General features: G+C 45.8%; 22 protein-coding genes. 7 read left to right on the forward strand and 15 right to left on the reverse strand.

The window, feature by feature from the left end:
* Positions 1-48 precede the first annotated feature (48 nt).
* Both BC343_RS18355 and tilS read right to left on the reverse strand, forming a co-directional pair.
* Entirely contained in the window at positions 49-537 is a 489-nt protein-coding gene (locus BC343_RS18355) for a hypothetical protein (protein WP_078349250.1), read from the reverse strand.
* A complete protein-coding gene (gene tilS / locus BC343_RS18360; RefSeq protein WP_078349251.1) occupies positions 534-1,868 on the reverse strand; it encodes a tRNA lysidine(34) synthetase TilS in 1,335 nt (444 codons plus the stop codon). The genes BC343_RS18355 and tilS overlap by 4 nt, the downstream gene beginning before the upstream one ends.
* Before the next feature lie 51 nt (positions 1,869-1,919).
* On the opposite strand from tilS, the gene BC343_RS18365 reads away from it, so the two are divergent.
* Positions 1,920-4,511: an OstA-like protein gene (locus BC343_RS18365; RefSeq protein WP_238381805.1), complete on the forward strand. Its 2,592-nt coding sequence runs from the start codon at positions 1,920-1,922 to the stop codon at positions 4,509-4,511.
* On the opposite strand, the gene rdgB is transcribed toward BC343_RS18365, so the two are convergent.
* Both rdgB and BC343_RS18375 read right to left on the reverse strand, forming a co-directional pair.
* A complete protein-coding gene (gene rdgB, locus BC343_RS18370) occupies positions 4,508-5,092 on the reverse strand; it encodes an RdgB/HAM1 family non-canonical purine NTP pyrophosphatase (RefSeq protein ID WP_078349253.1) in 585 nt (194 codons plus the stop codon). The two genes, BC343_RS18365 and rdgB, sit on opposite strands and share 4 nt — an antisense overlap.
* Before the next feature lies 1 nt (position 5,093).
* Positions 5,094-5,705, reverse strand: coding sequence for a hypothetical protein (locus BC343_RS18375; RefSeq protein WP_078349254.1), 612 nt, complete (start codon positions 5,703-5,705; stop codon positions 5,094-5,096).
* A 154-nt stretch (positions 5,706-5,859) separates the two neighbouring features.
* Here BC343_RS18375 and BC343_RS18380 point away from each other — a divergent pair, with 154 nt between their 5' ends.
* On the forward strand, positions 5,860-7,296 hold the full coding sequence (locus BC343_RS18380; RefSeq protein ID WP_143822254.1) for a peptidylprolyl isomerase: 1,437 nt from the start codon (positions 5,860-5,862) through the stop codon (positions 7,294-7,296).
* 8 nt (positions 7,297-7,304) lie between these two features.
* Positions 7,305-8,267: an AAA family ATPase gene (locus tag BC343_RS18385; RefSeq protein ID WP_078349255.1), complete on the forward strand. Its 963-nt coding sequence runs from the start codon at positions 7,305-7,307 to the stop codon at positions 8,265-8,267.
* Between the two features lie 71 nt (positions 8,268-8,338).
* On the opposite strand, the gene BC343_RS18390 is transcribed toward BC343_RS18385, so the two are convergent.
* From BC343_RS18390 to upp, 7 genes are all read right to left on the reverse strand, one after another.
* A complete protein-coding gene (locus BC343_RS18390; RefSeq protein ID WP_143822255.1) occupies positions 8,339-9,205 on the reverse strand; it encodes a Cif family virulence factor in 867 nt (288 codons plus the stop codon).
* A gap of 93 nt (positions 9,206-9,298) precedes the next feature.
* Positions 9,299-10,789, reverse strand: coding sequence for a cysteine--tRNA ligase (gene cysS, locus BC343_RS18395; RefSeq protein ID WP_078349257.1), 1,491 nt, complete (start codon positions 10,787-10,789; stop codon positions 9,299-9,301).
* 140 nt (positions 10,790-10,929) lie between these two features.
* Positions 10,930-11,457, reverse strand: a complete 528-nt coding sequence (locus BC343_RS18400; protein WP_078349258.1) for a DinB family protein — start codon at positions 11,455-11,457, stop codon at positions 10,930-10,932.
* A 2-nt stretch (positions 11,458-11,459) separates the two neighbouring features.
* Complete coding sequence (locus BC343_RS18405) at positions 11,460-11,603, reverse strand: type II toxin-antitoxin system HicB family antitoxin (protein WP_202909818.1); 144 nt, start codon at positions 11,601-11,603, stop codon at positions 11,460-11,462.
* 38 nt (positions 11,604-11,641) lie between these two features.
* Entirely contained in the window at positions 11,642-12,370 is a 729-nt protein-coding gene (locus tag BC343_RS18410) for a YjjG family noncanonical pyrimidine nucleotidase (RefSeq protein WP_078349260.1), read from the reverse strand.
* A gap of 42 nt (positions 12,371-12,412) precedes the next feature.
* Positions 12,413-12,913: a hypothetical protein gene (locus tag BC343_RS18415; RefSeq protein WP_078349261.1), complete on the reverse strand. Its 501-nt coding sequence runs from the start codon at positions 12,911-12,913 to the stop codon at positions 12,413-12,415.
* 49 nt (positions 12,914-12,962) lie between these two features.
* Positions 12,963-13,607, reverse strand: a complete 645-nt coding sequence (gene upp / locus BC343_RS18420) for a uracil phosphoribosyltransferase (protein WP_078349262.1) — start codon at positions 13,605-13,607, stop codon at positions 12,963-12,965.
* A gap of 240 nt (positions 13,608-13,847) precedes the next feature.
* Here upp and uvrB point away from each other — a divergent pair, with 240 nt between their 5' ends.
* From uvrB to BC343_RS18440, 4 genes are all read left to right on the forward strand, one after another.
* Positions 13,848-15,875, forward strand: a complete 2,028-nt coding sequence (uvrB, locus tag BC343_RS18425) for an excinuclease ABC subunit UvrB (RefSeq protein WP_078349263.1) — start codon at positions 13,848-13,850, stop codon at positions 15,873-15,875.
* 165 nt (positions 15,876-16,040) lie between these two features.
* Positions 16,041-16,298: a DUF4834 family protein gene (locus tag BC343_RS18430; RefSeq protein ID WP_078349264.1), complete on the forward strand. Its 258-nt coding sequence runs from the start codon at positions 16,041-16,043 to the stop codon at positions 16,296-16,298.
* A gap of 5 nt (positions 16,299-16,303) precedes the next feature.
* Complete coding sequence (locus tag BC343_RS18435; protein ID WP_078349265.1) at positions 16,304-16,600, forward strand: hypothetical protein; 297 nt, start codon at positions 16,304-16,306, stop codon at positions 16,598-16,600.
* 162 nt (positions 16,601-16,762) lie between these two features.
* Positions 16,763-19,288, forward strand: coding sequence for a YfhO family protein (locus BC343_RS18440; protein ID WP_078349266.1), 2,526 nt, complete (start codon positions 16,763-16,765; stop codon positions 19,286-19,288).
* 119 nt (positions 19,289-19,407) lie between these two features.
* On the opposite strand, the gene BC343_RS18445 is transcribed toward BC343_RS18440, so the two are convergent.
* From BC343_RS18445 to BC343_RS18460, 4 genes are all read right to left on the reverse strand, one after another.
* A complete protein-coding gene (locus tag BC343_RS18445; protein ID WP_078349267.1) occupies positions 19,408-20,085 on the reverse strand; it encodes a hypothetical protein in 678 nt (225 codons plus the stop codon).
* 59 nt (positions 20,086-20,144) lie between these two features.
* The gene (locus BC343_RS18450) at positions 20,145-20,834 is read right to left on the reverse strand and encodes a hypothetical protein (RefSeq protein ID WP_143822256.1); all 690 of its coding nucleotides are present in this window, start codon (positions 20,832-20,834) and stop codon (positions 20,145-20,147) included.
* Between the two features lie 158 nt (positions 20,835-20,992).
* Positions 20,993-21,847 (reverse strand): PKD domain-containing protein, encoded by an 855-nt coding sequence (locus tag BC343_RS18455; protein ID WP_143822257.1) that lies wholly within the window; start codon positions 21,845-21,847, stop codon positions 20,993-20,995.
* 94 nt (positions 21,848-21,941) lie between these two features.
* Positions 21,942-22,601 carry a hypothetical protein gene (locus BC343_RS18460; protein ID WP_143822258.1) on the reverse strand — a complete coding sequence of 220 codons (660 nt, stop codon included), beginning with the start codon at positions 22,599-22,601 and terminating at the stop codon, positions 21,942-21,944.
* Between the last annotated feature and the right edge of the window lie 86 nt (positions 22,602-22,687).

Genomic DNA, 22,687 nt, shown 5'->3' on the forward strand with positions numbered 1-22,687 from the left:
AGGAGGGTTTCGCCCTCCTTTTGTATTTATCATAAGATGCCTTAGTGCTTACGCTTTCCTCTTCATCTCTTCCTGTACAGCCCTCAAAAATTCGTTTACGTGTTGCGAACCTATAATGTATAGCAACCCATCGCGATCAGTAAGGTGCACGGCGTCGTTACCGGCGGTGAAAAAACGGATGGTGCCTTTGGTATGCAGGTTATAAACAGGGTTGTTGAACAGGTAGCGGCTGTAGGTGCCTTTTTCGGCTTTTACAATACTGTTCAGGTCTATTTTTACGCGGCGGGTGGTCCACAGACCGTCGAGCGTAACGCTTTTGTTGGCAACAGTGGTATTAAAATGTACTACAAAGCCAAGAATGATGGATATGGTGATAATAGCGAAGCCTACCACGGCAAGCAGGTCGCCGTTGCGTTCGCGCTCATCGGTAAAAAAGTAGGCTGCAAAGCAAAACATTGATAATACAAGGCGTATGGTTATAGGCATCCACTCGCGGCCCAGGTATTGTTTTTCGGTAAAAACGGCTTTATCGCTCATAATTTATTCAATTCGAATATAGTAACTTTTTTAGTGTTATTATCCACTTTATACCTGTCGTCCGGCCGGTGGCCGCCAAGCCAAATAATGTCTCCGTTGCCGTTCACCAAAACGGGTATTTCGCTTTTTTGGTGCAGCGGCACTTTTTGGTGAATGAAAAAATCGCTCAGCTTTTGCTTCGTCTTCATACCCAGCGGGTAAAAAACTTCGCCCTGCTGCCATGGCCTCATAATCAGCGGATAAACCAGTTTTGCGGCATCTACCGAAACCGCAAAGGGGTTATCTTTTATAATAAGCGGGCTATCATCATGCAGCACAGCAAGCCTAAAATCGCCATAAGTAATAAAAGCCTCGCCTTCCGCTATCGGTACCGCTACCTGTGCCGCGGTTTTCCTTTCAGAAATAATAAGGTTCTCCCTGTCGAGCACAAGCAGGTGGCTATTACTTTCGAAGACTCGCCCCGAATGTTTATCCAATACTGTTAGCAGGTCATCTATCACTGTATCCACAAACCCGTAAGGCTTAAGCAGTTCAAATAGTAGCAGCCTTTGCGGCGCCAATTGCTTTATAGCATCGATAGCTATATGTGTTTCGCCGCCTTTACCAATCAATAATGTATTACGCAATTCATCAACCTTTAGGTTCAGTAATTGCTCCATTTCCCTAAAGTTGCGCAGGTTGTTCTCAAAGGTATCTTCCAGCGCAGGGTTAAGTTCTTTTAGCAAGGGCACTACCTTGTGGCGTATTTTATTGCGGGCATATTTGGTTGAGGCATTGCTGCTGTCTTCTACGAAGGCTATGTTTTCGGCGGAAGCAATTTGGGCAATCTCTTCGCGGGTTAAAAACATCAACGGGCGCACCAGGTTGCCGTTTTTTGGTAAAATACCATGCAGCCCCGCTATGCCTGTACCTCGTGTAAGGTTCAACAATATTGTTTCTATCGTATCGTTCTGATGGTGTGCAAGGGCAATAACTTGGTAGCCTTCGGTTTGGGCAATTTGGTTAAACCAGTTGTAGCGCAGATCGCGCGCTGCCATTTGGATAGATACTTTATTTTCGGTAGCAAATTGTTGGGTATCGAAGTTGGTGGTATGGAAGGTAATGCCTAATTGCTTGGCCAGTTGACGGGTAAATTCCTGGTCGGCATTAGCTTCATGGCCCCGCAACATAAAGTTGCAGTGTGCTATACCAAAATGGTAGCCCGCATGTTTAAGTAAATGAGCCATTAAAACCGAATCGACACCGCCGCTAACAGCGGCCAGCACCCTTGTACCGGGTTGGAACAGCGCATTTTGCGAAATAAAACTTACAAAACGTTCAACAGGGAGCATAAGCCAAAATTATTAATTTAATAACCCCCGCAAAAAACTAATTTTGCCATCGTGATAAAATACGCCTTCAGCTTTCTTCTTATTCTTCTGTCGGTTACGGCGCTGGCCCAAAAAAAGTCTGTTGTGAACCTCATCAGTTCTACACGCAGCGAGGGCGTTAAAATAAACGGCAAGGATGTTATAAAGGTTTATAAAGGCACCTTCCAGCAAGATTACTCCATTATGCGGTCGGACAGCGCATACTTCTATCCACAAGAAAATGCCTTTGATGCCTTTGGCAACGTAAACATTACCCAGGGCGATACCCTGAATATATTTTCGGATAAGCTGAATTACAACGGCAACACCAAAATAGCCATACTTACAGATAACGTGAAAATGGTTGATAAGGATGCTACCTTAACCACCAATTACCTTACCTACAATACCGCTACACGCATTGGTACTTATACCGGCGGCGGCAAGGTGGTGAATAAAGACAATACGCTTACCAGCAAAAATGGCTACTACTTCGCCTTCTCGCGCGATTCGTACTTCCGGTACGATGTGGTATTGGTAACCCCCGACGCCTTGATAAAAAACGACACGCTGCGTTATAACACAGGTACACGCATAGCCTATTTTTACGGGCCAACCAATATTTACGATACCAAGGATAAAAAAGACACGCTTTACACGGAGAACGGTTTGTATAATACCGTCACCGAGCAGGCCTTCTTCGGCAAGAAAAACCTGTATAAATCGGGCACTAAAAGGCTGAAGGGGGATAGCTTGTTTTACGATAAAAAGATAGGCTTTGGCCATGCCGTAAAGCACGTGGTATTTACTGATAGCGAACAAAAAACTACCCTGCTGGGCGATTTGGCCAATTATTACAAAAGCGAAGAACGCACCGTAGTAACACAAGACCCTTACGTAGTTATTGTAACCGAAGAAAAAGATACCACCAAAACCGATACCATACCCGTGCCGCCTGCACCGGCAGATAAGGGCAGTAAGGTTAAAAAAGGCGCATCGCCCATAAAGGCCCCAACGCTTGGTACGCCAATTAAAGGGCAGTCGGCAGCATCGCCCATAAAGGCGCCACCCCTACAAACACCGGGTGTGCCTGTAAAGATACCGCCACCAGCGAGCGAAGTGCTTAAAGGTGCCCCTGCAAAAGCGCAACCGGCTGCAAAGCCTCCATTGGGTACGCCACGAAAAGACATGAGCGATACTACACGGCGCGATACCACTATAAAGGCCATCGACTCGTTAGGTAAGAAGCCAAGGGGGGAGAAAATAAAGCGCGACTCGGTATATATATCTGCTGATACGCTGGAGACACAGATAATGACCTACAAAGATTTGAAGGCAATGTGGGAGAAATTGAGGCTTTCGCGCATCAGGGATACCTCGTTGAAAGTGAAACCCGACTCGATTGCAGCCAAAGCCAAAAAAGCCGACTCGAAATACCTGTATGCTAAATACCTGAGTTTCCGCAAAGATAGCTTGATAAAATACCCGCTGCTTTTTGGGCTGCCTAAACCGCAGGTGGCGGTGAAACCTGTTGGTAAAGATGGCAAGCCTTTGGCCGGCGCAGATAGCACACTAAAGGGGAAGGATACCGCACACGTGGCGGGTATCCCCGGTAAGGGCGATAAAGCCGGCCCGCCGGGAAGTAAAAAGCCCCAAGCGAAACAGGTAGTTGAAGAACAGGAGGAGAGCGACCCTGCCTTCATTATTCGTAACCGAGTAGTAAGCGATACGGCGCGCATACGCATTATCAGGGCCTACCACCATGCCAAGCTCTTTAAATCGGACCTGCAGGCCAAATCCGACTCGATGTTTTACAGCTACAGCGATTCCACCCTGCGTTGTTTTGTGCAGCCTATTATATGGACGCAAGGCTCGCAGTTATCAGGCGATACCATTACCCTGCAAATGCGGAATAAGAAGATGGATAACCTGATGCTGTTCCCCTCGGCATTTATTGTGAATATTGAGAAGGACGATTCGCTCACCTTTAACCAGGTGGCGGGGAAACGTATGCGCGGCTTTTTTAAGGATGATAAGCTGGATAAAATGTTTATAGCCGGCAACGCCGAGAGTATTTATTTCAATCGCGATAGCACCAAAAAGGTAACAGAGATGGAGCGCTCGCTGGCCAGCCGTATGCGTGTGTTGTTTAAAGATAACAGTGCTACCGATGTGTTCTTTTTAACCAAACCCGAGCACCGCTACGGCCCGCTAAGTAAATTTACTGAGGAAGAAAAGATTCTGAAGGGCTTTATCTGGAAGCCAAAGGAACGGCCGATATCCAAGGAATCTATCATCCCATCATACGGCAAGAAAAAAGGTACAACAAAGCCTGCCGGTAAACCTGCTGCCACACCGCCCGGTAAAAAAGGCGCTAAAACACCGGCGCCAAAGCTGATAAATGGCAAGCCTGCCCCGGCAGATAGTACGGCCAATAAAAAGCCGGGCAATGGTGTAATTAAATTAGGCACCGACACTTTGGGTACACAACCTGCTGTAAAAAGCAAAGTAGACAGCGCTGTAAATAAGCCAAAGCTTGCACCAAACGTGCCGCCAAATATGGATAGCACGGTGGTGAAGCCGGTGGCTAAACCAAAGGCTGATAGTACGGCGAAGAAGCCTTAAGCCGTTTGTTCGTTTAAAAATGCAATAAGTTTCTCTACCGCGATGGCTCGATGGCTGATACTATTTTTTTCCTCCATGCTCATTTCGGCAAAGGTGGCATCGTAACCATCGGGCTGAAAGATGGGGTCGTAGCCAAAACCATCGGTTCCGCTCAATTGGATGCGGATGGTGCCTGCAACAATGCCTTCGAAAAAGTATTCCTCGCCGTTCCACATTAGGGAAATCACGGTACGGAATTGCGCTTTGCGGTTTTCAAGGCCCTCCAGTTTGCTTAATACTTTGGCGTTGTTTGCTGCGTGATCGCCATGGCTGCCCGCGTAACGCGCCGAATAAATACCGGGCTCGCCATTTAGTGCTTCAATTTCCAGCCCGCTATCATCGCCAAAACAATTCAAGCCATACCGGTCCCACACAAAACGGCTTTTAATAGAAGCATTTGCTCGGAAGGTAAGCCCGTCTTCAATAATATCATCGGTACAGCCAATATCGTTAAGGGTTACCAATTTCAGCTGGCCTTTTATTTTAGCCTCTACTTCCGTTAACTTGTGGCGGTTATTTGTTGCAAAAACTAATTGCTGCATATTAAAGGGTTTTCATTTGGTCCCAAAAGGCTTTCTTATTATCGTTGCTGCTCATCATATCATCAAAGCTAAAGCTATACAGCACCGTTGTTTTTTTGCCCTGCACGGGGCTGTTGAATGGTAAGTTACCAATACCCTGGGGCATGGCATCTTTCCCCATAATTACCATCTTGGCGGGTTTCAGTATCTCCGCAACCTTAGCTATGGCCAGTGGCTGATGCTTGTGCATGTTGAAAATGGCAACATCGGCCAGTGCAAGTTCTTTACGTTTCAGTATGTTTTCCATAGCGGCCAAATGCGCGGCAGGTATATGCTCTTCGGTAGCGTAATTTACCAGTATGGCAAATTGCTTATTGTTGCCGCCCAGATAATTAAACGCCGGTTCTGCCGTTTTTATGGGCTGAGGGATGGTAGGAATAGCCACGGTTACAGGCGCTTTTACAGGTTCTGCGATAGGTGCCTGGGCTGTTTGCTGTACAGGTTGCGGCGCTTGGACCTGAGGTTCGGGCGTAGGTTCAGCAAATGGCGCGGGGCTTAAAGCCTTGTCGCCGGCAAGCAGGTAAATATCATCCTGTAATAAAAAACGGAAAGCGTTGGGGTTATCAACCTTCATGTTTATTTAACATATTTTAACCAAAAGTAGGCAAAGCAGTTGATGCATTATAAGCATATTCGCATAACGGCTTAATTATGTGCCATTATTAATTTTTTTTACCGAAATTTGCTTTTTTGGCGGCAAAAGCGGCCGCATGTTATTCAGATCATTCATGAGAAAATTAGGGTTATTTATAGTAAGTGTTTTTTTACTTGCCACTGCTGCACAGGCTCAAACCGATACTGCTGCTAAACTGCCTGCTGCCGATACCAACGTTGTACGCACAGGCCCAAGCCGCACCATTGATAAAATTGCCGCCATTGTTGGTTCAAGCATTATCCTGCAGTCGGACATTGAGCTGCAATATGCACAGTACCTGGTAAGCGGCCAACAACCGCCACCCGATTTTAAAGCAGTGCTTTTGCAAAACCAGCTAACCCAAAAACTATTAGCCCAGCAGGCCGTGATAGATAGCGTGCAGGTGAAAGATGAAGATGTGGATAGCGAAGTAGAGCGCCGTATGCGTAGCTTTATTCAGCGTGCAGGCGGGCAGGAAAGGCTTGAGCAATTCTTAGGCCGCTCGGTTATCCAATACAAAGACGAGATACGTCCCGATATCAAAGAATCGCTGGTTGCGCAGAGGATGCGTGCAAAAATCACCGAAAAAGTAAATACCACCCCTCAGGATGTAAAACGCTTTTTCGACCTGATGCCGAAAGATAGCTTGCCAACCTTCAACAAAGAGGTAGAGGTAGGCGAGATTGTGTTTAACCCTAAAATGACCAAAGAGGAGAAACAGTTTTATAAAGATAAATCTGAAGAGTTACGCCAGCGTGTTAAAAAGGGTGAAGACTTTGGTGCATTGGCCCGCTTATACTCGCAAGACCCCGGTTCGGCACCTGATGGTGGCGACCTTGGTTTTAACGACCGTAACGGTTTTGTGAAAGAGTTTTCGGCGGTGGCCTTTAAACTAAAAGCTGGTGAAATTTCTCCGGTGTTTGAGAGTGATTTTGGTTTCCACTTTTTACAGGTGATAGAGCGTCGCGGCGAACAGGTACATACCCGCCACATACTGGTTGTGCCGGTTACTACACCCGCTGCATTAGAGAGGGCAAAAGTAACTGCAGATAGTTTGTACAAAGTAATGAAGGCCGATAAGACTGCTGATTTCTCGACCTACGCGGCTGTGTTTTCTGATGATAAAGACAGTAAATACAATGGAGGTATGATGTTGAACGCCGAGAACGTACAAACCCGTACTACTTACATCCCTACAGATAAATTAGACCCGCAGATTGCCCTGGTAATTGATACTATGAAAGTGGGCGCTACATCGACCCCAAAATTGTTTACCGACCCGCAAACCGGCAAAAAGAACTACAAAATATTGTACCTAAAATCGGTTACTGATGCGCATAAGGCCAACCTGGAGCAGGATTTTGCCAAGCTGAAAGAAATGGCTATGGACGATAAACTGAACCGTACCGTAAGCCAATGGTTTGATAAACGCCGTAAAGAAACCTTCATTAAAATTGATGCCGAATACCAGGCTTACCCTGCTCTGCAAAAATGGGTAGCGTCGCCGGCATCTGCACAGGTAAAACCCTAATATAAAATATGCAACACCGCTCTGAGGTAGAGGCCGCCGACGCATTGAAGTATGCTTATGAGCAAATTCGTGCCGAAATTGGAAAAGTTATTATAGGGCAGGACGAGGTTATTAAATTCGTCCTGATCTCTATTTTCAGCAACGGGCATTGCCTTTTGGTTGGTGTACCGGGCTTGGCTAAAACATTGCTGGTGCAAACCGTAGCTCAGGTGTTAGACCTCGATTTTAAACGCATACAATTTACGCCCGACCTGATGCCCTCAGATATTATTGGGGCTGAAATATTGGGCGAAGACCGCAACTTTAAATTCATTCCCGGCCCGGTATTCTCTAACATTATCCTTGCCGATGAGATAAACCGTACGCCGCCTAAAACACAAGCAGCCTTGTTGGAAGCCATGCAGGAGAAAGCGGTTACCGCAGCCGGCGTTACGCATAAATTATCGAAACCATTTTTTGTACTGGCTACGCAAAACCCCATTGAGCAGGAAGGCACCTACCCGCTGCCCGAGGCACAGTTGGACAGGTTTATGTTTAACGTGGCGCTTAATTACCCATCGTTTAAAGAGGAGCTGCAGGTGGTTAAAAATACTACCAGCACCCACCAGGTAACGGTAAATAAGCAGTTAAATGCCGAGCAGATCATTTATTTCCAACAGTTGGTGCGCAATATCCCCGTTACCGATAATGTGCTGGAGTATGCCGTAAAACTGGTATCAAAAACCCGCCCCGATAGCGAGTTTGCTACCCCGCAGGTAAAGCGTTTGCTTAACTGGGGTGCAGGGCCGCGCGCATCGCAATTTTTAATATTGGGCGCAAAATGCCATGCCGTACTCAACGGTAAATACTCACCCGATATTGAGGATGTACGCGCTGTTGCCAAGCCTATATTAAGCCATCGTATAGTGCGCAGCTACCATGCCGAAGCAGAGGGCCTATCGGCAGGAGATATCATCGAACAGTTGTTTTAAAACAAAGCATCACCCATAAAAAAACCGCTGCCTGTAACAAGCAGCGGTTTTTCTTTTTTGATAGCCGGGGGTTATTCTATTGTAGAAAATATCTCGGCCAGGATGTTCCATTTGCGGTTTGCATCTATCTCCCAAATGCGCACGTAGTTGTAGTTGTTTACTATATTGCCTTTGCGTATGCGGGCAGTGCCATAGCTATAGGCCAAATCGTTACTGGTGGCACGGCCAGCGTTCACGGTTTGAGCAGTAATGCTCATGCCTTCGCTGGTTAAAAATTTAGATACTTTATCCTTACCGGTCATGGGTTCAAATCCGGGGAAATACAAAGTACCTTCTGCAGCAAAAAAAGCCTTGTAACCAACCAGCGCCGATGCATCTAAAGTTTTATTAAAGGCGTTGTCATTACTTAAGGTAACAGATTTGCCTTTAAAAGGGTCTTTACTGGCAGCTGCTTGTTTAGTGGCATCTGGCTCTTTAAAATCGGTACCCGCTTCACCTTCCGGCTCGGGGTGTTGTATGCCAAGGTCTATCAGTAGTTTAAGCTTGTTATCGGCATTGTCCAGCTTCCAAACCGAAAGGTACTGGCCAAACACTTTATCATCGTCGCTTTTACCGTTTTGATAGATGTAAGGGCCGGCGGTGAAGGCCAGGTCGCCATTGGCAGATATGCGGGCAATTTTTGGTTTCCAGGTAAGCTTGCCGGGTTGTTTATCAATAGTGCTGTAAAACTCCGATATTTTAACCATGTTGGGTTTAAACACGATACCCTCCGGGTCGGCAACGGCTAAAAAGCCTGCTTTTATACCCTTGCGCTCTACCAGTTTATCAAACTCAATTTCGGCATTTACTACTTTGCTTACTTCAACGGCTTTTTGCTGGGCAGATAAATTGGCGCTAAAACCGGCCAGCACTAAGGCGGCTAATAATACTTTCTTCATAAGGTTGTTTTGCGGGCTATGGTTGTGTTGCTTAAGCCGTATAAATGTACGCAAGCCCCGCGTACATTTACATCATTCGGGAGATAAAATTGGTTAATTTTTTGTCCAATCGGTACCGCCCTGTTTGTTGTCATTTAATTGAAAGCCAATTTGTTTCAACCCCTCGCGTATCTTGTCTGATGTGGCGTAATCTTTATTGACCTTTGCCTGGTTGCGCAGGGTAATTATAAGGCTCATCAGTTCGTCGGTATCGCCGCCTTCGCTATCTTCTGTTTTCAAACCAAGCACATCAAAAAAGAAATCGTTGTACGTTTTCTTCATACGCCCGAAGGTTTCAGCTTTAATTGCGCCCGAATTACGGGTACCGCCGGCGAACGAGTTTACCTGCTTGGCTATATTATTCAGTGCATCTAACGTTTTTGGCGAATTAAAATTATCGTTCATACCGTTGTAGCAATCTTCGCAGGCGGCTATAATTGCGCTTTCAATTTCGTCATCAACAGCAACCAAGGCATTTTGTTGTAACGAAGCTAATTTTTTTGCAGCCTCTGATAATCGCTTGTAAAAGCTTTCGGCAGCATCAATGGCCTCGTTAGAGAAATCTATAGTGCTGCGGTAGCTGGCCTGCAGAAAGAAGAAACGCACCACCATAGGGCTGTAGCCTTTTTTAAGCAGCGGGTGGGTGCCGTTGAAAAGCTCGTTCGGCAAAAAGCTGTTGCCAAGCGATTTTGACATTTTTTGCCCGTTGGTGGTAAGCATGTTGGTATGCAACCAATAAGTGGCCGGGTTGTTGCCGCAACTGGCAACATTCTGCGCTATCTCGTTGGTGTGGTGGGTAGGCATTAAGTCCATACCGCCGCCATGGATATCAAACTGATGCCCCAAATATTTATTGCTCATGGCCGAGCACTCCAGGTGCCAGCCCGGGAAACCCACGCCCCACGGTGATGGCCATTTCATCAGGTGTTCGGGCTTTGCTTTTATCCAAAGGGCAAAATCGAGCTTGCCGTGTTTTTGGTCCTGCCCGCCCAGGGTGCGGGTATTGTTCAGCATATCTTCCAGCTTGCGGCCGTTCAGTATGCCGTAATCCTGCGTTTGATTATATTTTTCTACGTCGAAGTAAACAGAGCCATCAACCTCGTAGGCATAGCCTTTATCCAAAATGGCCTTTACCAGCTCTATCTGCTCAATAATATGACCGGTGGCCGTAGGTTCGATGCTTGGCGGCAGAGCGTTAAAGGTTTTCATTACCTCGTGGAAATCCACAGTGTATTTCTGTACAATCTCCATCGGCTCCAAAGCCGATAACCTTGCTTTTTTCGATACTTTGTCTTCGCCCTCATCTGCGTCGCCTTCCAGGTGGCCTGCATCGGTAATGTTGCGTACATAGCGCACCTTATAACCTAAATGGGTAAGGTAACGGAAGATAAGATCGAAGCTGATGAACGTGCGGCAGTTACCTAAGTGAACGTCGCTATATACAGTTGGCCCGCATACATACATACCCACATGGGGGGCATCAAGCGGTATAAATTCTTCTTTTTTGCGTGTTAAAGTGTTATAAACAAATAACTTTTGTTCCATAGCCGCAAACTTACAATTTTTAGGTTTGATGTGTGACAAATTTATGTTTGCCGAAGGGGCGGGCAAGGCACCCGGAATGATCTAAATTTTAAAATAACGCAGCGTTGACAAAAGGCGATGCCTGTAGAGTTAATCAAGCCCTAAGCCCCAAAAGATTTCCTGATCCTATCCAATTGTTCCAGATGATGCTGCAAATGCACGCGGATAAATTTAAACCATTGGCTTGCATTGAGCATACCCAATCGCGGGTGTTCCCACCTGGCGCGGGGAGAAGCAGAGGCCACCAGTTGCGCCGTGCTTTCTATCCGCTTGCGCACTTTAATGATGAGGTTTTTTGCTTCTTCTATCTCAATTTTCTTTGGCGCCACTTTAGCCGCAACCGCTTCGGGTACGTTTGTTTTAAAAGGAGGGACGTTGCCGGTAAGCATCATGTAATAGCCCCAAAAGTTCATGCCTTTTTTGGTGGGTGGGCAATTGTTATGCGTACAACGCTCCAAAGCTATCGACGAGCCCAGGCTCGACTTCAGGATATGATCATACACCTCGCTGTAACTCCAGCCGCCAATGGGTGGGGTGGTAGCAAAGGCATCCTCGGTAAAGCCATCCAGCTGGCGGCGGTACTCATCCAATGCACTTTCGATGGCGCGGCGTTCTTTGGCGATGTTCATGATTAGATGCCTTCTTGCAAGCTTTGTAAATATAATTCAATTGCCTCATTAGCCATTAGGGTTGCTTCTTCAATAGTTTCGCCTTGAGTGAAACACCCTGGAAGGCCGGGGACAGAGACGCTATAGCCGCCTTCGTCTTCAGGCATGAATATCACATCGTAATTGCGTATTTGTTTCGAGATCATCACAACATTAAAGTTAACTCTTTTAAATGAGTTATCTGCACCGGCACATCTGCAGGTTTATCCAGGTTGAAGGGGTTGAAATAGATAGCATCCATACCGAAGCCCAACGCGCCCCGAATGTCGGCCTCTATGCTGTCGCCTATCATCAGGCTTTCGTGTTTGGTGGTACCTGCCAGATCTACCGCATGCTGAAAGATTAGCGGGTCAGGTTTGTTTACGCCCACTACCTCGGATATGATGACGTTGGCAAAATATTTCGCCAAGCCCGTGCCGGCAACTTTTAACTGCGTAGAATCTTTAAAGCCGTTAGAAATAAGATGCAGCGTATATTTCGCCTGCAGGTATTCCAGCGTTTCGTGCGCGTGGGGGAACAGGTTGGTTTTAGTAGGGCAGAGGCGTACGTAGGCATCCTCAAAATCAGCGGGCATTACATCCGGGTGCAGGCCGAGTTCGGTAAAAGTGCTTTTGAAACGGGCGTCGCGCAGTTCGTCTTTGGTTATTTCGCCCAAATGGTATTGTGCCCAAAGGCGGTGATTGTGGCGGGTGTAGGTTTCAATAAATATATCAGCAGAATGCACACCAACATCCACCAATTTATAAGTGCCATAAAGTTCGTGCAGGGTTTCTTCGGCATTCTTGTCAAAGTCCCAAATGGTATGGTCGAGGTCGAAAAAGATGTGGGTGTATTTTGTTTCGGAGTTCGGATTTGAGATTTCGGAATGTGGCATGGGGCAAAGCTAATAATAGTTTGTTTCTCACAGATTGTAGATTTATCGCCTTAACCAATTTTTCTTATCTAACTTATTGGTGTCTATCGCCATTTCTATCTTGAAATAAGGTGTAACAGGGCGATGCCATACTATCTCGTAGTCGCCCGGTTCCGTTCCGCCTCCGAATGCTCCCAAGTCAAGATAACGGCTTATTATCTTCACCTCCGGATCGTTTTTGTTTACATAATAAGTTCCCGCCTCTGACCACACTGCAAGTGGGATGGTCAAAACGAAGAGCAAGGCGATCATCCAGACTGCGATAAGGAAAATAGCAGACAATATCTTGGTGATAAGATAATGTGCCGAGCGGCTAAAATATCGTTGCAGTTGAATAACGGAAGAAAATGCAAATGCTAAAAAGAGGATGCAATAATAAATTAAACGGGGTGTTTGTTGAGTAAAATAAACGGGTATAAATTGAAATGCAGTAAAGCCCAATACAGAATAAAGCAATGTCCAAAATGAGAGCTTATTACTGTTAGGCGTTAGGTTTTGTTCCATTTTTAATTGGCTGGTCTAAATTCTATTCCCCCTTCAGGGGGTAGGAGGCTCACACCTTCTCCCCAAACGCCAGATCCCCTGCATCACCCAGCCCGGGCACTATATAACTCTTGCTCGTCATTTCCTCATCCACCGCGCAAACCCATATTTTGGCTTTTGGCAAGTTGGCGCGTACGTGGGCAATGCCTTCGGTACTGGCAATTACGGCGGCTACATGCAGTTCGGCAATATCATATTGGGCCAATAGTTCTTTACAAACATTTACTACGCTTTGTCCGGTGGCCAGCATGGTGTCTATCATAATTAAAACCTTACCATCAAGGTTAGGTGTGCTAATGTTATCTACCTGTATGGTAAAACTGCCGCTCTTTTTGGTTTTGCGGCAGGCCGTTACAAATGCCGATTCGGACTGCTCGAACACCTCCAAAAAGCCCTGGTGAAAAGGTAGCCCGGCACGCAGTATGGTTGCCAATACCGGCTGCTGCGTGGGCAAGTGCACTTTGCATATACCGAGCGGGGTTTGCACTTCGCTGGTTTGGTAATGCAGGGTTTTGCTGAGCTCGTAGGCGAGTATGGCACCCAGTTTCTGCTGGCTCCGGCGGAAACGGGCGCGGTCGCGCTGAGCCACTACATCGCGCATATCGGCGAGGTAAAGATTGGCTATGCTGTCGGTTTTATTTAGGATGAAAGGCATGTTTTGGAGATTAGAGGTTTGTTGCTTAGAGGTTAGTTATACTTGCCTCTAATTTTTTATAAAGGTTACGAAAGCACTTTGCATAGGCAAAAAATAAGGGGAAAATATTTCTGCTGACATAGGGCTGTCATCGCGGCCATATTATTTTGTACTACACAGTATGGAACATTGCCCGGTCAAAATCGTTTACTAAAATCGACTAACCGCTGTTCTCTGCCCTCTAATCACTATTTTTGAATAATGGATTTTAAATTAACTTCTCAATACGTACCCACCGGCGACCAGCCCAATGCCATAAAGCAACTGGTTGATGGCGTAAACAATGGCGACCCATTCCAAACCCTGTTGGGGGTAACGGGCTCGGGTAAAACGTTTACCATTGCCAACGTAATTGAGCGAACGCAAAAGCCTACGCTGATATTAAGCCACAACAAAACACTGGCTGCGCAGCTGTATGGCGAGTTCAAGCAGTTCTTCCCCGAGAATGCCGTGAACTACTTTGTATCCTACTACGATTATTACCAGCCCGAGGCTTTTATCCCCTCATCTAATACCTATATAGAAAAGGACCTGCAAATAAACGAGGAGATAGAAAAACTTCGTTTGCGTACCACATCTGCCCTAATGAGCGGAAGGAGGGATGTTATTGTGGTGTCGTCCATTTCCTGTATCTACGGTATGGGTAACCCCGAGGACTTTGCCGCTTCGGTATTTAAATTCGCGGTGGGTACGCGTATTAGCCGCAATGCTTTTCTGCACCGTTTGGTGGAGATATTGTACGCCCGCACCACCGCCGATTTTAAACGCGGCACCTTCAGGGTGAAAGGCGATACAGTGGATATCTTCCCGCCGTATATGGACCATGCCTACCGTGTTTCCTTCTTCGGAGATGATATTGAAGAACTGAGCGCCTTCGATATTACCAGCGGCAAAACCATCGAAAAGATGACGCACATGGTGGTTTATCCTGCCAACCTCTACGTGGCCCCGCGCGAACGTTTCCAACAGTCTATCTGGGCCATACAGGAAGAACTGGAAACCCGCAAAAAGCAATTTATAGATGACGGCCGCTTTATAGAAGCTAAGCGACTGGAAGAAAGGGTGAATTACGACCTGGAGATGATACGCGAGCTGGGTTATTGCAGCGGTATAGAAAACTATTCGCGCTTTTTTGATGGCCGCGCGCCGGGGATGCGCCCCTTCTGCCTGCTGGATTACTTTGCTGATGATTACCTGATGGTGATAGATGAAAGCCACGTAACCGTTCCGCAAATACGCGCCATGTATGGGGGCGACAGAAGCCGTAAGATATCACTGGTTGATTATGGTTTTCGCCTGCCTGCTGCTATGGACAACCGCCCATTAAACTTTCAGGAGTTTGAACGTTTAGCACCGCAAACCATTTATGTAAGCGCTACGCCGGCAGATTTTGAACTGGAAAAATCGGACGGTGTGGTGGTGGAACAAGTGATACGCCCTACAGGCTTGCTTGACCCATTGATAGAGATACGCCCCGTAATAAACCAGGTGGACGACCTGCTGGATGAGGTAGACAAAACCATAAAAATGGGCGACCGCGTACTGGTAACCACCCTTACCAAACGCATGGCCGAAGAATTGGCCAAGTATATGGACCGCCTGGGCATAAAATGCCGCTACATACACTCGGAAGTAAAAACCCTGCAGCGCGTGGAGATATTACGCGGGCTGCGCTTAGGCGAGTTTGATGTATTGATAGGCATCAACTTACTTCGTGAGGGTTTGGACTTACCCGAAGTATCGTTGGTAGCTATTCTGGATGCTGATAAGGAAGGTTTCCTGCGGTCGGAGCGTTCGCTGATACAAACCATAGGGCGTGCCGCGCGTAACGATAGGGGCAGGGTAATTATGTATGCCGATACCATTACCGATTCGATGGAGATAACCATAAACGAAACCGCCCGCCGCCGCGAACTGCAGATAAAGTATAACGAAGAGCACGGCATCGTACCGCGTACCGTAGGCAAAAGCAAAGAGGAAATTATGGAACAAACCTCGGTGGTGGACTTTAAGGGCGGTGTGCAGCAAGCCTACGTAGAGAACGAGGCCCTCACCCTTGCCGCCGACCCGATAGTGCAGTACATGACCAAGCCGGACCTGAAAAAGTCTATCGAGAACACCCGCAAAGACATGGTTGCCGCCGCCAAGAATATGGACTTCCTGCTGGCTGCCAAACTCCGCGATGAGATGTTTGCGCTGGAAAAAATGATGGAGGAGAAGTTTAGTTAATTTGAATATGAGTTGATTTGAAGATTTGAAAATATTGGACGATGCCGATCGGTTAGTTATTTCATTTTCAAATCTTCAAATTCCCACATCTTCAAATCTGAGCATTATCACATTCAAACATTTTTTACGTTATACTACTTATATTTGTAAGCTAAAAATTAAGAGATGCTTCGTTACCTCATCATCATAATCTGCATCCTGTACATTGTGCAATACGTTTTTAAGCTGTTATTGCCGGCTATTTTCAGGGCGGTTATCAATAACGTACAACAGAATGCGCAGCAAAACGCGCAACAACAATATTATAAGCAACAACAGCCCAAGCCCGATGGCCGTGTAAAGGTGGACTACATCCCCGAAGGGAAAAAACAAAGATTGCCTGATAGTGAAGGGGAATTTGTAGATTACGAGGAAATAAAATAAACCGTATGATACCCGAGAACCTTTACAAACGCAGGCGCCAGCACGATAACACCCCGCCGCAATTATTGCTGATTGTAACCAACTGCATTGTATTGGCCGTTCTTATTTCACTATTCAGTACCTGCGATAAAATAAACAACATATTTTGGGCTGCCCTGGCCATTTTGGCGCTCTACAATGCCTACACCATACGCATTAACCGCGAGCTGTATAACCGCCTGCATGTTATTGTTTATGTAGTGAGCATTATTGGTATGGCACTGGTGTTTTACTATATTAACAAACACCCTCATAACTGCTAATTTGAAGATTTGGAAAAGGTAACCGGCTGGTCCTTTCTATAATTCATTATCAAATTTTCAAATAGGCTCATCCTCAAATTATCCAAACTTATCATTCTATTGTCATTCAATTTTCTATTTTTGAGAGATTTTACGAGTGGGAATCCCTTTACAATTATTTAAATGAACAACTGGTTTAAACGTAACGGCATACATTTGGCTGTTATAGGCATTTTTTTAGCTATATGCTTTTTCTATCTTACGCCTTCTTTCCAGGGTAAAACCCTTGGGCAAAGCGACGTAATTGGCGCACAATCTACCCAAAAAGAAGTAAACGATTACCGCGCAAGGGATACCACCATTTTGTGGACTAACCAGATATTCGGCGGGATGCCTACATTCCAGATTTGGGCACCATACCCGGATAATATCACTACACACGTAGTTGATATTATAAAAACTACTTTCCCTAACCCGGTAGATACACTGTTGCTGCTATTGGTTGGCAGCTACTTCCTGTTCATAGTTTTAAAAATGAACCCATGGCTGGCGGCTGCCGGCGCGGTTGCCTTCGCTTTTTCCAGTTACAACATTATATTGCTGGTGGCGGGGCATAGTAACCAGGCCTTTGCTATTGCATTTTTTGCACCTATACTGGCCAGCATTATACTAACGCTGCGTGGAAATTACCTTACAGGTGGTGCCTTAACAGCGTTCTTTTTAGCAATGGAAATACGTTCAAACCACATCCAGATGACGTATTACCTTTTGCTATCTATCCTGATATTGATGGGTATCGAAATCTTCCATGCTATCAAAGGCAAAAAACTACAATCGTTTTTAAAAGCTTTAGGCTTTTTGGCCGGTGCTACTGTTTTGGCCATTGCTGTAAATGCATCTATCTTGTGGAGCACTTACGATTATGGTACCGAAACCATCCGCGGTAAATCAAACCTGAAAGCTTCGGCAAAAGAGCCAAGCGCCGGTTTAGATAAAGATTATGCTTATCAATGGAGCCAGGGCGTGGGCGAATCGCTTACCTTTTTGGTGCCAAATGCTTATGGCGGCGCGTTGCCAAGTTCTGAGCCAATAAGCGCCGATGCAGCTACCGTAAAAGTATTTACTGATAAAGGCATCCCTGCCGACCAGGCACAGCAATATGCTCAGCAGATAACCTCGCAAATCATCCCAATGTATTGGGGTACCAAGCCGGGTACATCTGGCCCGTTCTATTTCGGTGCTATTATTTGCTTCCTGTTTGTATTGGGGCTTATCATCGTACGCAGCCGTTTAAAATGGTGGCTGTTCGGTACCGTGGTGTTAACCTTGTTCCTGTCGTTCGGGCGTAATTTGCCTTTCCTGTCAGATATCTTCTTCGATTATTTCCCGCTATACAACAAATTCCGTGCGGTAGAATCAATACTGGCGGTAGCCGGTTTGTGTTTCCCTATATTGGCTTGTTTGGCCGTACAGGAGTTGATTGAAAGCACTGATAAAAAAGCTTTGTTGAAAAAGCTTTACATAGCAGGTGGTATAACCGGTGGCCTTACACTTATCCTGATCGTATTGCCTGGCATATTCCTGAGCTTCCGTACAGATAACCATACCGAAATGGTTAACTACCTTGCCCAGGCCCTTAAAGGTGATAATGCCATGGCCAACGAAGTAGGCAAAGCCGTAATAAGCGACCGCACCGCCCTGGAGCGTGCCGATGCCATCCGCACCTTTATATTCCTGCTGGTGGGTTTTGGCTTGCTTTGGGCGTACCTTAATAATAAGATAAAAGCACAGTTACTGTCGCTGATTTTGTTTGTTTTGGTATTGGTTGATATGTGGCAGATTGATAAGCGCTATTTGAAAGAAAGCAGCTTCCAGGAAAAGGTAGAAGCAGAACAAGTGGTACAGCCGCGCGAGGTTGATAACTTTATTGCTAAGGATAAAGACCCTAACTTCCGTGTATTTGATGCCGGTGCCGACCTGCGTTCAGATACCTTTAACCCTTTCTTCCATAAATCAGTAGGCGGTTATTCTGCGGCAAGGTTAAAAAGGTTCGAGGAGTTATACCTTAACCAATTTACCAAGAGCATTAACCACGATGTGTTGGATATGCTGAACACCAAGTACATTATTACAACCGACCAGAAAAATGGCAGCGCACGTTTGCAGAATAACGAAACGGCTTGCGGTAACGCCTGGTTTGTAAAAAGTGTGAAGTATGTAAAAGATGCCGACCAGGAAATGCAGGCCATCAGCAGCTTCTCGCCTAAAGATGAGGCCATGGTTGACCAACAGTACAAAGCTTTAGCAGAGGCTAAGCCATTGGCTAATGATACCAGCGCAACCATTAAACTGGTGAAGTATACCCCCGATCATCTTACTTATCAAAGTAGTTCGGCAACTAACCAGGTGGCGGTGTTCTCTGAAATTTATTACAACAAGGGTTGGAAAATGTTGATTGATGGCACAGAGCAGCCTTTCTTCCGCGCCGATTATTTATTGCGTGCGGCAAACATCCCAACCGGTAACCACAAAATTGAATTTATATTCCACCCGGCATCATATTACACCGGCGAAGGTATATCATTAGCCAGTTCGATACTGCTTGTGCTGCTATTAGCCGGTGCAGTGTTTGTTGAGCTAAAAAAGAAAACACCCGAACCACAGCCTGAGCCTGTTGTGGCAAAAACAGCTACTAAGAAAACAAAATAGTTTTAAGTAGCCGGATGAAAAAAAGAGCGATGGATTTTCAAATCCATCGCTCTTTTTCGTTTATAACAGAGTGAGGATATTAACCATTCCCTACTCTCCATTCACCACTCACTAAACAGTTACTTAATACTATAACTAATTATACGCTCTTTGCCAATTTCGCTGCCAAAGGCCTCGCTATCAATTTCTATCAACCCAACGCCTTTTGCCATAAAAAAATGGTAGGTGGTAAAGGTTTCAAAACCGTCGCCTAAACCCGTATCGTACTGCAATTCTACCTGGGTGTTTATAACGTCGGTAAAGGTTTTGCCGCCTATGGTTTTGGTTACGCCTTTTTCTATTACGGTACCAATGATCTGTTCGGGTATACCGTTGATAAAGCCGCTATCGCTTATATGTGCTTTCCATGTATGGCCTAAGGCGGTGGTATCATTCAGTATTTGCATATCAACCGTTACACCCGATACCATGGTATTGCTGCGTAACGAGGCTATATGGTTGTTATAATAAATTAAACCCGGCTGGCTGCCGTATTTTTTTGATGTGCTGGTAGATGCATGGTAAAGCTTGCCATTAATAGTTTGGGTTTGCCCTGTTATTTTAATGGTAACGGTATCCGGCGCAGAGCCCGCTAATACGTTATTATATACCCAGTAGCTGCCGGTGGTTGTAGGATAATAGCTTTCTGATTGTGCCGACGAGCCGGTGCCATCGGTTGCTATGTCGGGAGCATCCAGCTTGCAGCCTTGTGCAAACAATATAGCTAATGCGATAAAGGTGAGGATAGGTTTATTCATACAGCTAAATATACATAAATGCATTTAACTGTATGAATAAAAGATTATTGGCGAAAGGGCTAATTGATTATAATATCGTTGTTCTTTATAACAAAGCTTAGTAATGTGCTATGCCCAAGGTCGGTACCATCAGCTGCTACGCCAATGTTTTCTATTACGCCAACGCCCATGGCAATATAATAATCGTATGTGGCAAGGGTTTCAAAACCGCTGCCTTTGTCTTGCTGCAACTGCATGCGGGTATGCCTAACCCGCGGGTAGGTAATGCCATTTAAAACCTTGGTTATATTATTTTCAATCACCGTTCCTACCACTCTTGCAGGGTATCCGTTAAGCATGCCGTCGTCGGTGATTTTTTCTGTCCAGGTTTGGCCTACAGTGCCTATGCTGTCTATAACATATTTAATTTGGATATACCCGCCTGCTATTGAGCTGTAATCGCGTACAGTTACTGCGCTATCGGCAGTATAAAAATAGCTTTCGCCGCCAAATTTGGTAAGCTGGGTGTAAACCGTATGATAAGTTCGCCCATTAATTACCGGCTGGTCTCCCGTAACGCGCGACTCGGCAGTATCGGGGTCTTGCTCTGCGGTGGTTTTTAAATATTTCCAATAGCTACCCACGCCCAGCGGCTGAAAACTTGCCGACCAATCTTCTTTTGGTGGCGGGCCATACACAGGCGGGTCTAATTTGCAGCCTTGCAAAAAGGCAGCTACAAGAACAAATAATAAGAGTATTTTTTTATTCATGATATATAGCATGTTATACGCAGAAAACCTGTTTTTGGTTGTTTAAAAAACAAACCTTTACAGGGGGCAGGTTTTCGCATTTTCGCGCAAAGATACCATTACAAAATTTATGCCCAACAGTTGTAAGGCCTGTTAGGCATAAATTAGTATATAAAAACCTACGGATTGATTTTCAACGTTATGGTTTTTGGGACAGAGCGCAGTGCTCCCTTCTTGGCTATCAGTGTAATAGCGTAGTTACCGGCGGCTATAAATGTCACCTCGGGGTGTTCATCCGTAGATGCCGGCGGGCCGTTGGTGCCAAACTCCCATTCCCAGCTGTCGGCGTTTTTGCTTTGGTTTACCAATTGTATTTGTTCGCCAACTTTGTAGGGGTATGGGTGGTAGTTTAATACAAAGGCCGCTTGCGGGTTTTGGTTGGCCGCTACCTTAACCACATCGCTGTAGGTAGCTTGCTTATCGCCGTTGATAGCTGTTAAACTAACGAGGTACTCACCGGGCTGTGGAAAGGTATAAGTGGGGCTGGCCTCGTAATAGTTTACGCCGTTGATGGCCCACTTGTAACTCTGTGCATTTACCGATTGGTTTTTGAATACCACCGTGGCCGGCGAATAATCTTTGCCATCTTTAAAAGTATAGGTAAAAAAAGGTGCCGGGTTATTATCGGGTGCTATGTAAATGGTTTGTTTAGATACCATGCGGCGTTCGCCTTTTATGGCCGTCAGGATAACATCATATACGCCTTCGCCGGTATACTTAATTTTATCAGGGTTGGCTTTGGTGGACGTTTGCCCGTCGCCAAAATCCCATTTGTAGCTGTCGGCGTTTTTAGACGAATTAGTAAACAGGATATCCGAGTTTATAGTTAACTCTCCCGACCAGCTAAAATCGGCATAAGGCGTAGTATTGTTGGGTGTGCCGGGCTTAGCTCCGCCGTTATCTTTTTTACAGGAAAGTAAGGCCATAGCGATGGCCATTAAGCACGTTAATGCTTTTAAGTAAGATGTTTTCATAGGATGTAGGGTAGATACGGCCGGTAGCGATAAAACTCCCGGCCGTATAATCTGTGTTGGTGCCGTGCCGCCAATTGGGGGCGGGCATTTTAAATTATTTGATGTTGTGGCTTATCAACTCCGATTTGCTCAGCTGGGCGCCATCGTAACTGGTGTAAACGCCAACTACGCCAATGTTTTTGGCTACATAAAAATCAAAGGTGAACACGGTGACATATTGCCCTTCGTCTTTGGATTGAAGCTCGAGTTTGGTATGGATAATATTATTGTAGGTTTTGCCCAGGATGGTTTTGCTGATGCCTTTTTCTACAATGGTGCCTTTTATTTGAGATTCGGGCGCTTCTTCAATCACAACCGGCACAGTCCAGCTGTCGTTAACTGCTTTTTCGTCGTTCAGGTAAGGTAGTTCCAGTTCGGCATTGGCTGCATCAACAACGGTGTGGTTGTAGTAAAAGTGGTTATCGATACCGAAATAACTGTTTGTAGTTTCGGTGCCGCTTACCGATTTTAACTCGCGGAAGGTTTTGCCGTTGAAAACTTTGGTAGTGGCCGTCATGGTGTTTACCGTGGTATCAACTTCTGCTTCGCCCTCGCCTAATGCAATACCTTCGTTGCGGTAGCTCCAGGTAGAACCGGTGGTTAGCGGCTGGTAATTGCCGGTTACGTTGTCGCCGGGTTTATTGTCATTGTCTTTTTTGCAAGCACTAAATAATAAGGTGGTTATGGCTATTGCTGATAAAATGTACTTTTTCATGTTCTGTAAAAAATTGCGAGGCATTAAAGCCCGGTTTGGTAATGTGTAAATAGATGTTTTGTAAAATGCGGCGCTACGTGGTACCT

This window comes from Mucilaginibacter pedocola (assembly GCF_002013915.1).
Lineage (GTDB): Bacteria > Bacteroidota > Bacteroidia > Sphingobacteriales > Sphingobacteriaceae > Mucilaginibacter > Mucilaginibacter pedocola.

Excerpts from the sequence above, each read along its gene's own strand:
- BC343_RS18355 (WP_078349250.1), bottom strand. The coding sequence starts at position 537 with ATGAGCGATAAAGCCGTTTTTACCGAAAAACAATACCTGGGCCGCGAG.
- tilS (WP_078349251.1), bottom strand. The coding sequence starts at position 1,868 with ATGCTCCCTGTTGAACGTTTTGTAAGTTTTATTTCGCAAAATGCGCTG.
- rdgB (WP_078349253.1), bottom strand. The coding sequence starts at position 5,092 with ATGCAGCAATTAGTTTTTGCAACAAATAACCGCCACAAGTTAACGGAA.
- BC343_RS18375 (WP_078349254.1), bottom strand. The coding sequence starts at position 5,705 with ATGAAGGTTGATAACCCCAACGCTTTCCGTTTTTTATTACAGGATGAT.
- BC343_RS18380 (WP_143822254.1), top strand. The coding sequence starts at position 5,860 with ATGAGAAAATTAGGGTTATTTATAGTAAGTGTTTTTTTACTTGCCACT.
- BC343_RS18385 (WP_078349255.1), top strand. The coding sequence starts at position 7,305 with ATGCAACACCGCTCTGAGGTAGAGGCCGCCGACGCATTGAAGTATGCT.
- BC343_RS18390 (WP_143822255.1), bottom strand. The coding sequence starts at position 9,205 with ATGAAGAAAGTATTATTAGCCGCCTTAGTGCTGGCCGGTTTTAGCGCC.
- cysS (WP_078349257.1), bottom strand. The coding sequence starts at position 10,789 with ATGGAACAAAAGTTATTTGTTTATAACACTTTAACACGCAAAAAAGAA.
- BC343_RS18400 (WP_078349258.1), bottom strand. The coding sequence starts at position 11,457 with ATGAACATCGCCAAAGAACGCCGCGCCATCGAAAGTGCATTGGATGAG.
- BC343_RS18405 (WP_202909818.1), bottom strand. The coding sequence starts at position 11,603 with ATGCCTGAAGACGAAGGCGGCTATAGCGTCTCTGTCCCCGGCCTTCCA.
- BC343_RS18410 (WP_078349260.1), bottom strand. The coding sequence starts at position 12,370 with ATGCCACATTCCGAAATCTCAAATCCGAACTCCGAAACAAAATACACC.
- BC343_RS18415 (WP_078349261.1), bottom strand. The coding sequence starts at position 12,913 with ATGGAACAAAACCTAACGCCTAACAGTAATAAGCTCTCATTTTGGACA.
- upp (WP_078349262.1), bottom strand. The coding sequence starts at position 13,607 with ATGCCTTTCATCCTAAATAAAACCGACAGCATAGCCAATCTTTACCTC.
- uvrB (WP_078349263.1), top strand. The coding sequence starts at position 13,848 with ATGGATTTTAAATTAACTTCTCAATACGTACCCACCGGCGACCAGCCC.
- BC343_RS18430 (WP_078349264.1), top strand. The coding sequence starts at position 16,041 with ATGCTTCGTTACCTCATCATCATAATCTGCATCCTGTACATTGTGCAA.
- BC343_RS18435 (WP_078349265.1), top strand. The coding sequence starts at position 16,304 with ATGATACCCGAGAACCTTTACAAACGCAGGCGCCAGCACGATAACACC.
- BC343_RS18440 (WP_078349266.1), top strand. The coding sequence starts at position 16,763 with ATGAACAACTGGTTTAAACGTAACGGCATACATTTGGCTGTTATAGGC.
- BC343_RS18445 (WP_078349267.1), bottom strand. The coding sequence starts at position 20,085 with ATGAATAAACCTATCCTCACCTTTATCGCATTAGCTATATTGTTTGCA.
- BC343_RS18450 (WP_143822256.1), bottom strand. The coding sequence starts at position 20,834 with ATGAATAAAAAAATACTCTTATTATTTGTTCTTGTAGCTGCCTTTTTG.
- BC343_RS18455 (WP_143822257.1), bottom strand. The coding sequence starts at position 21,847 with ATGAAAACATCTTACTTAAAAGCATTAACGTGCTTAATGGCCATCGCT.
- BC343_RS18460 (WP_143822258.1), bottom strand. The coding sequence starts at position 22,601 with ATGAAAAAGTACATTTTATCAGCAATAGCCATAACCACCTTATTATTT.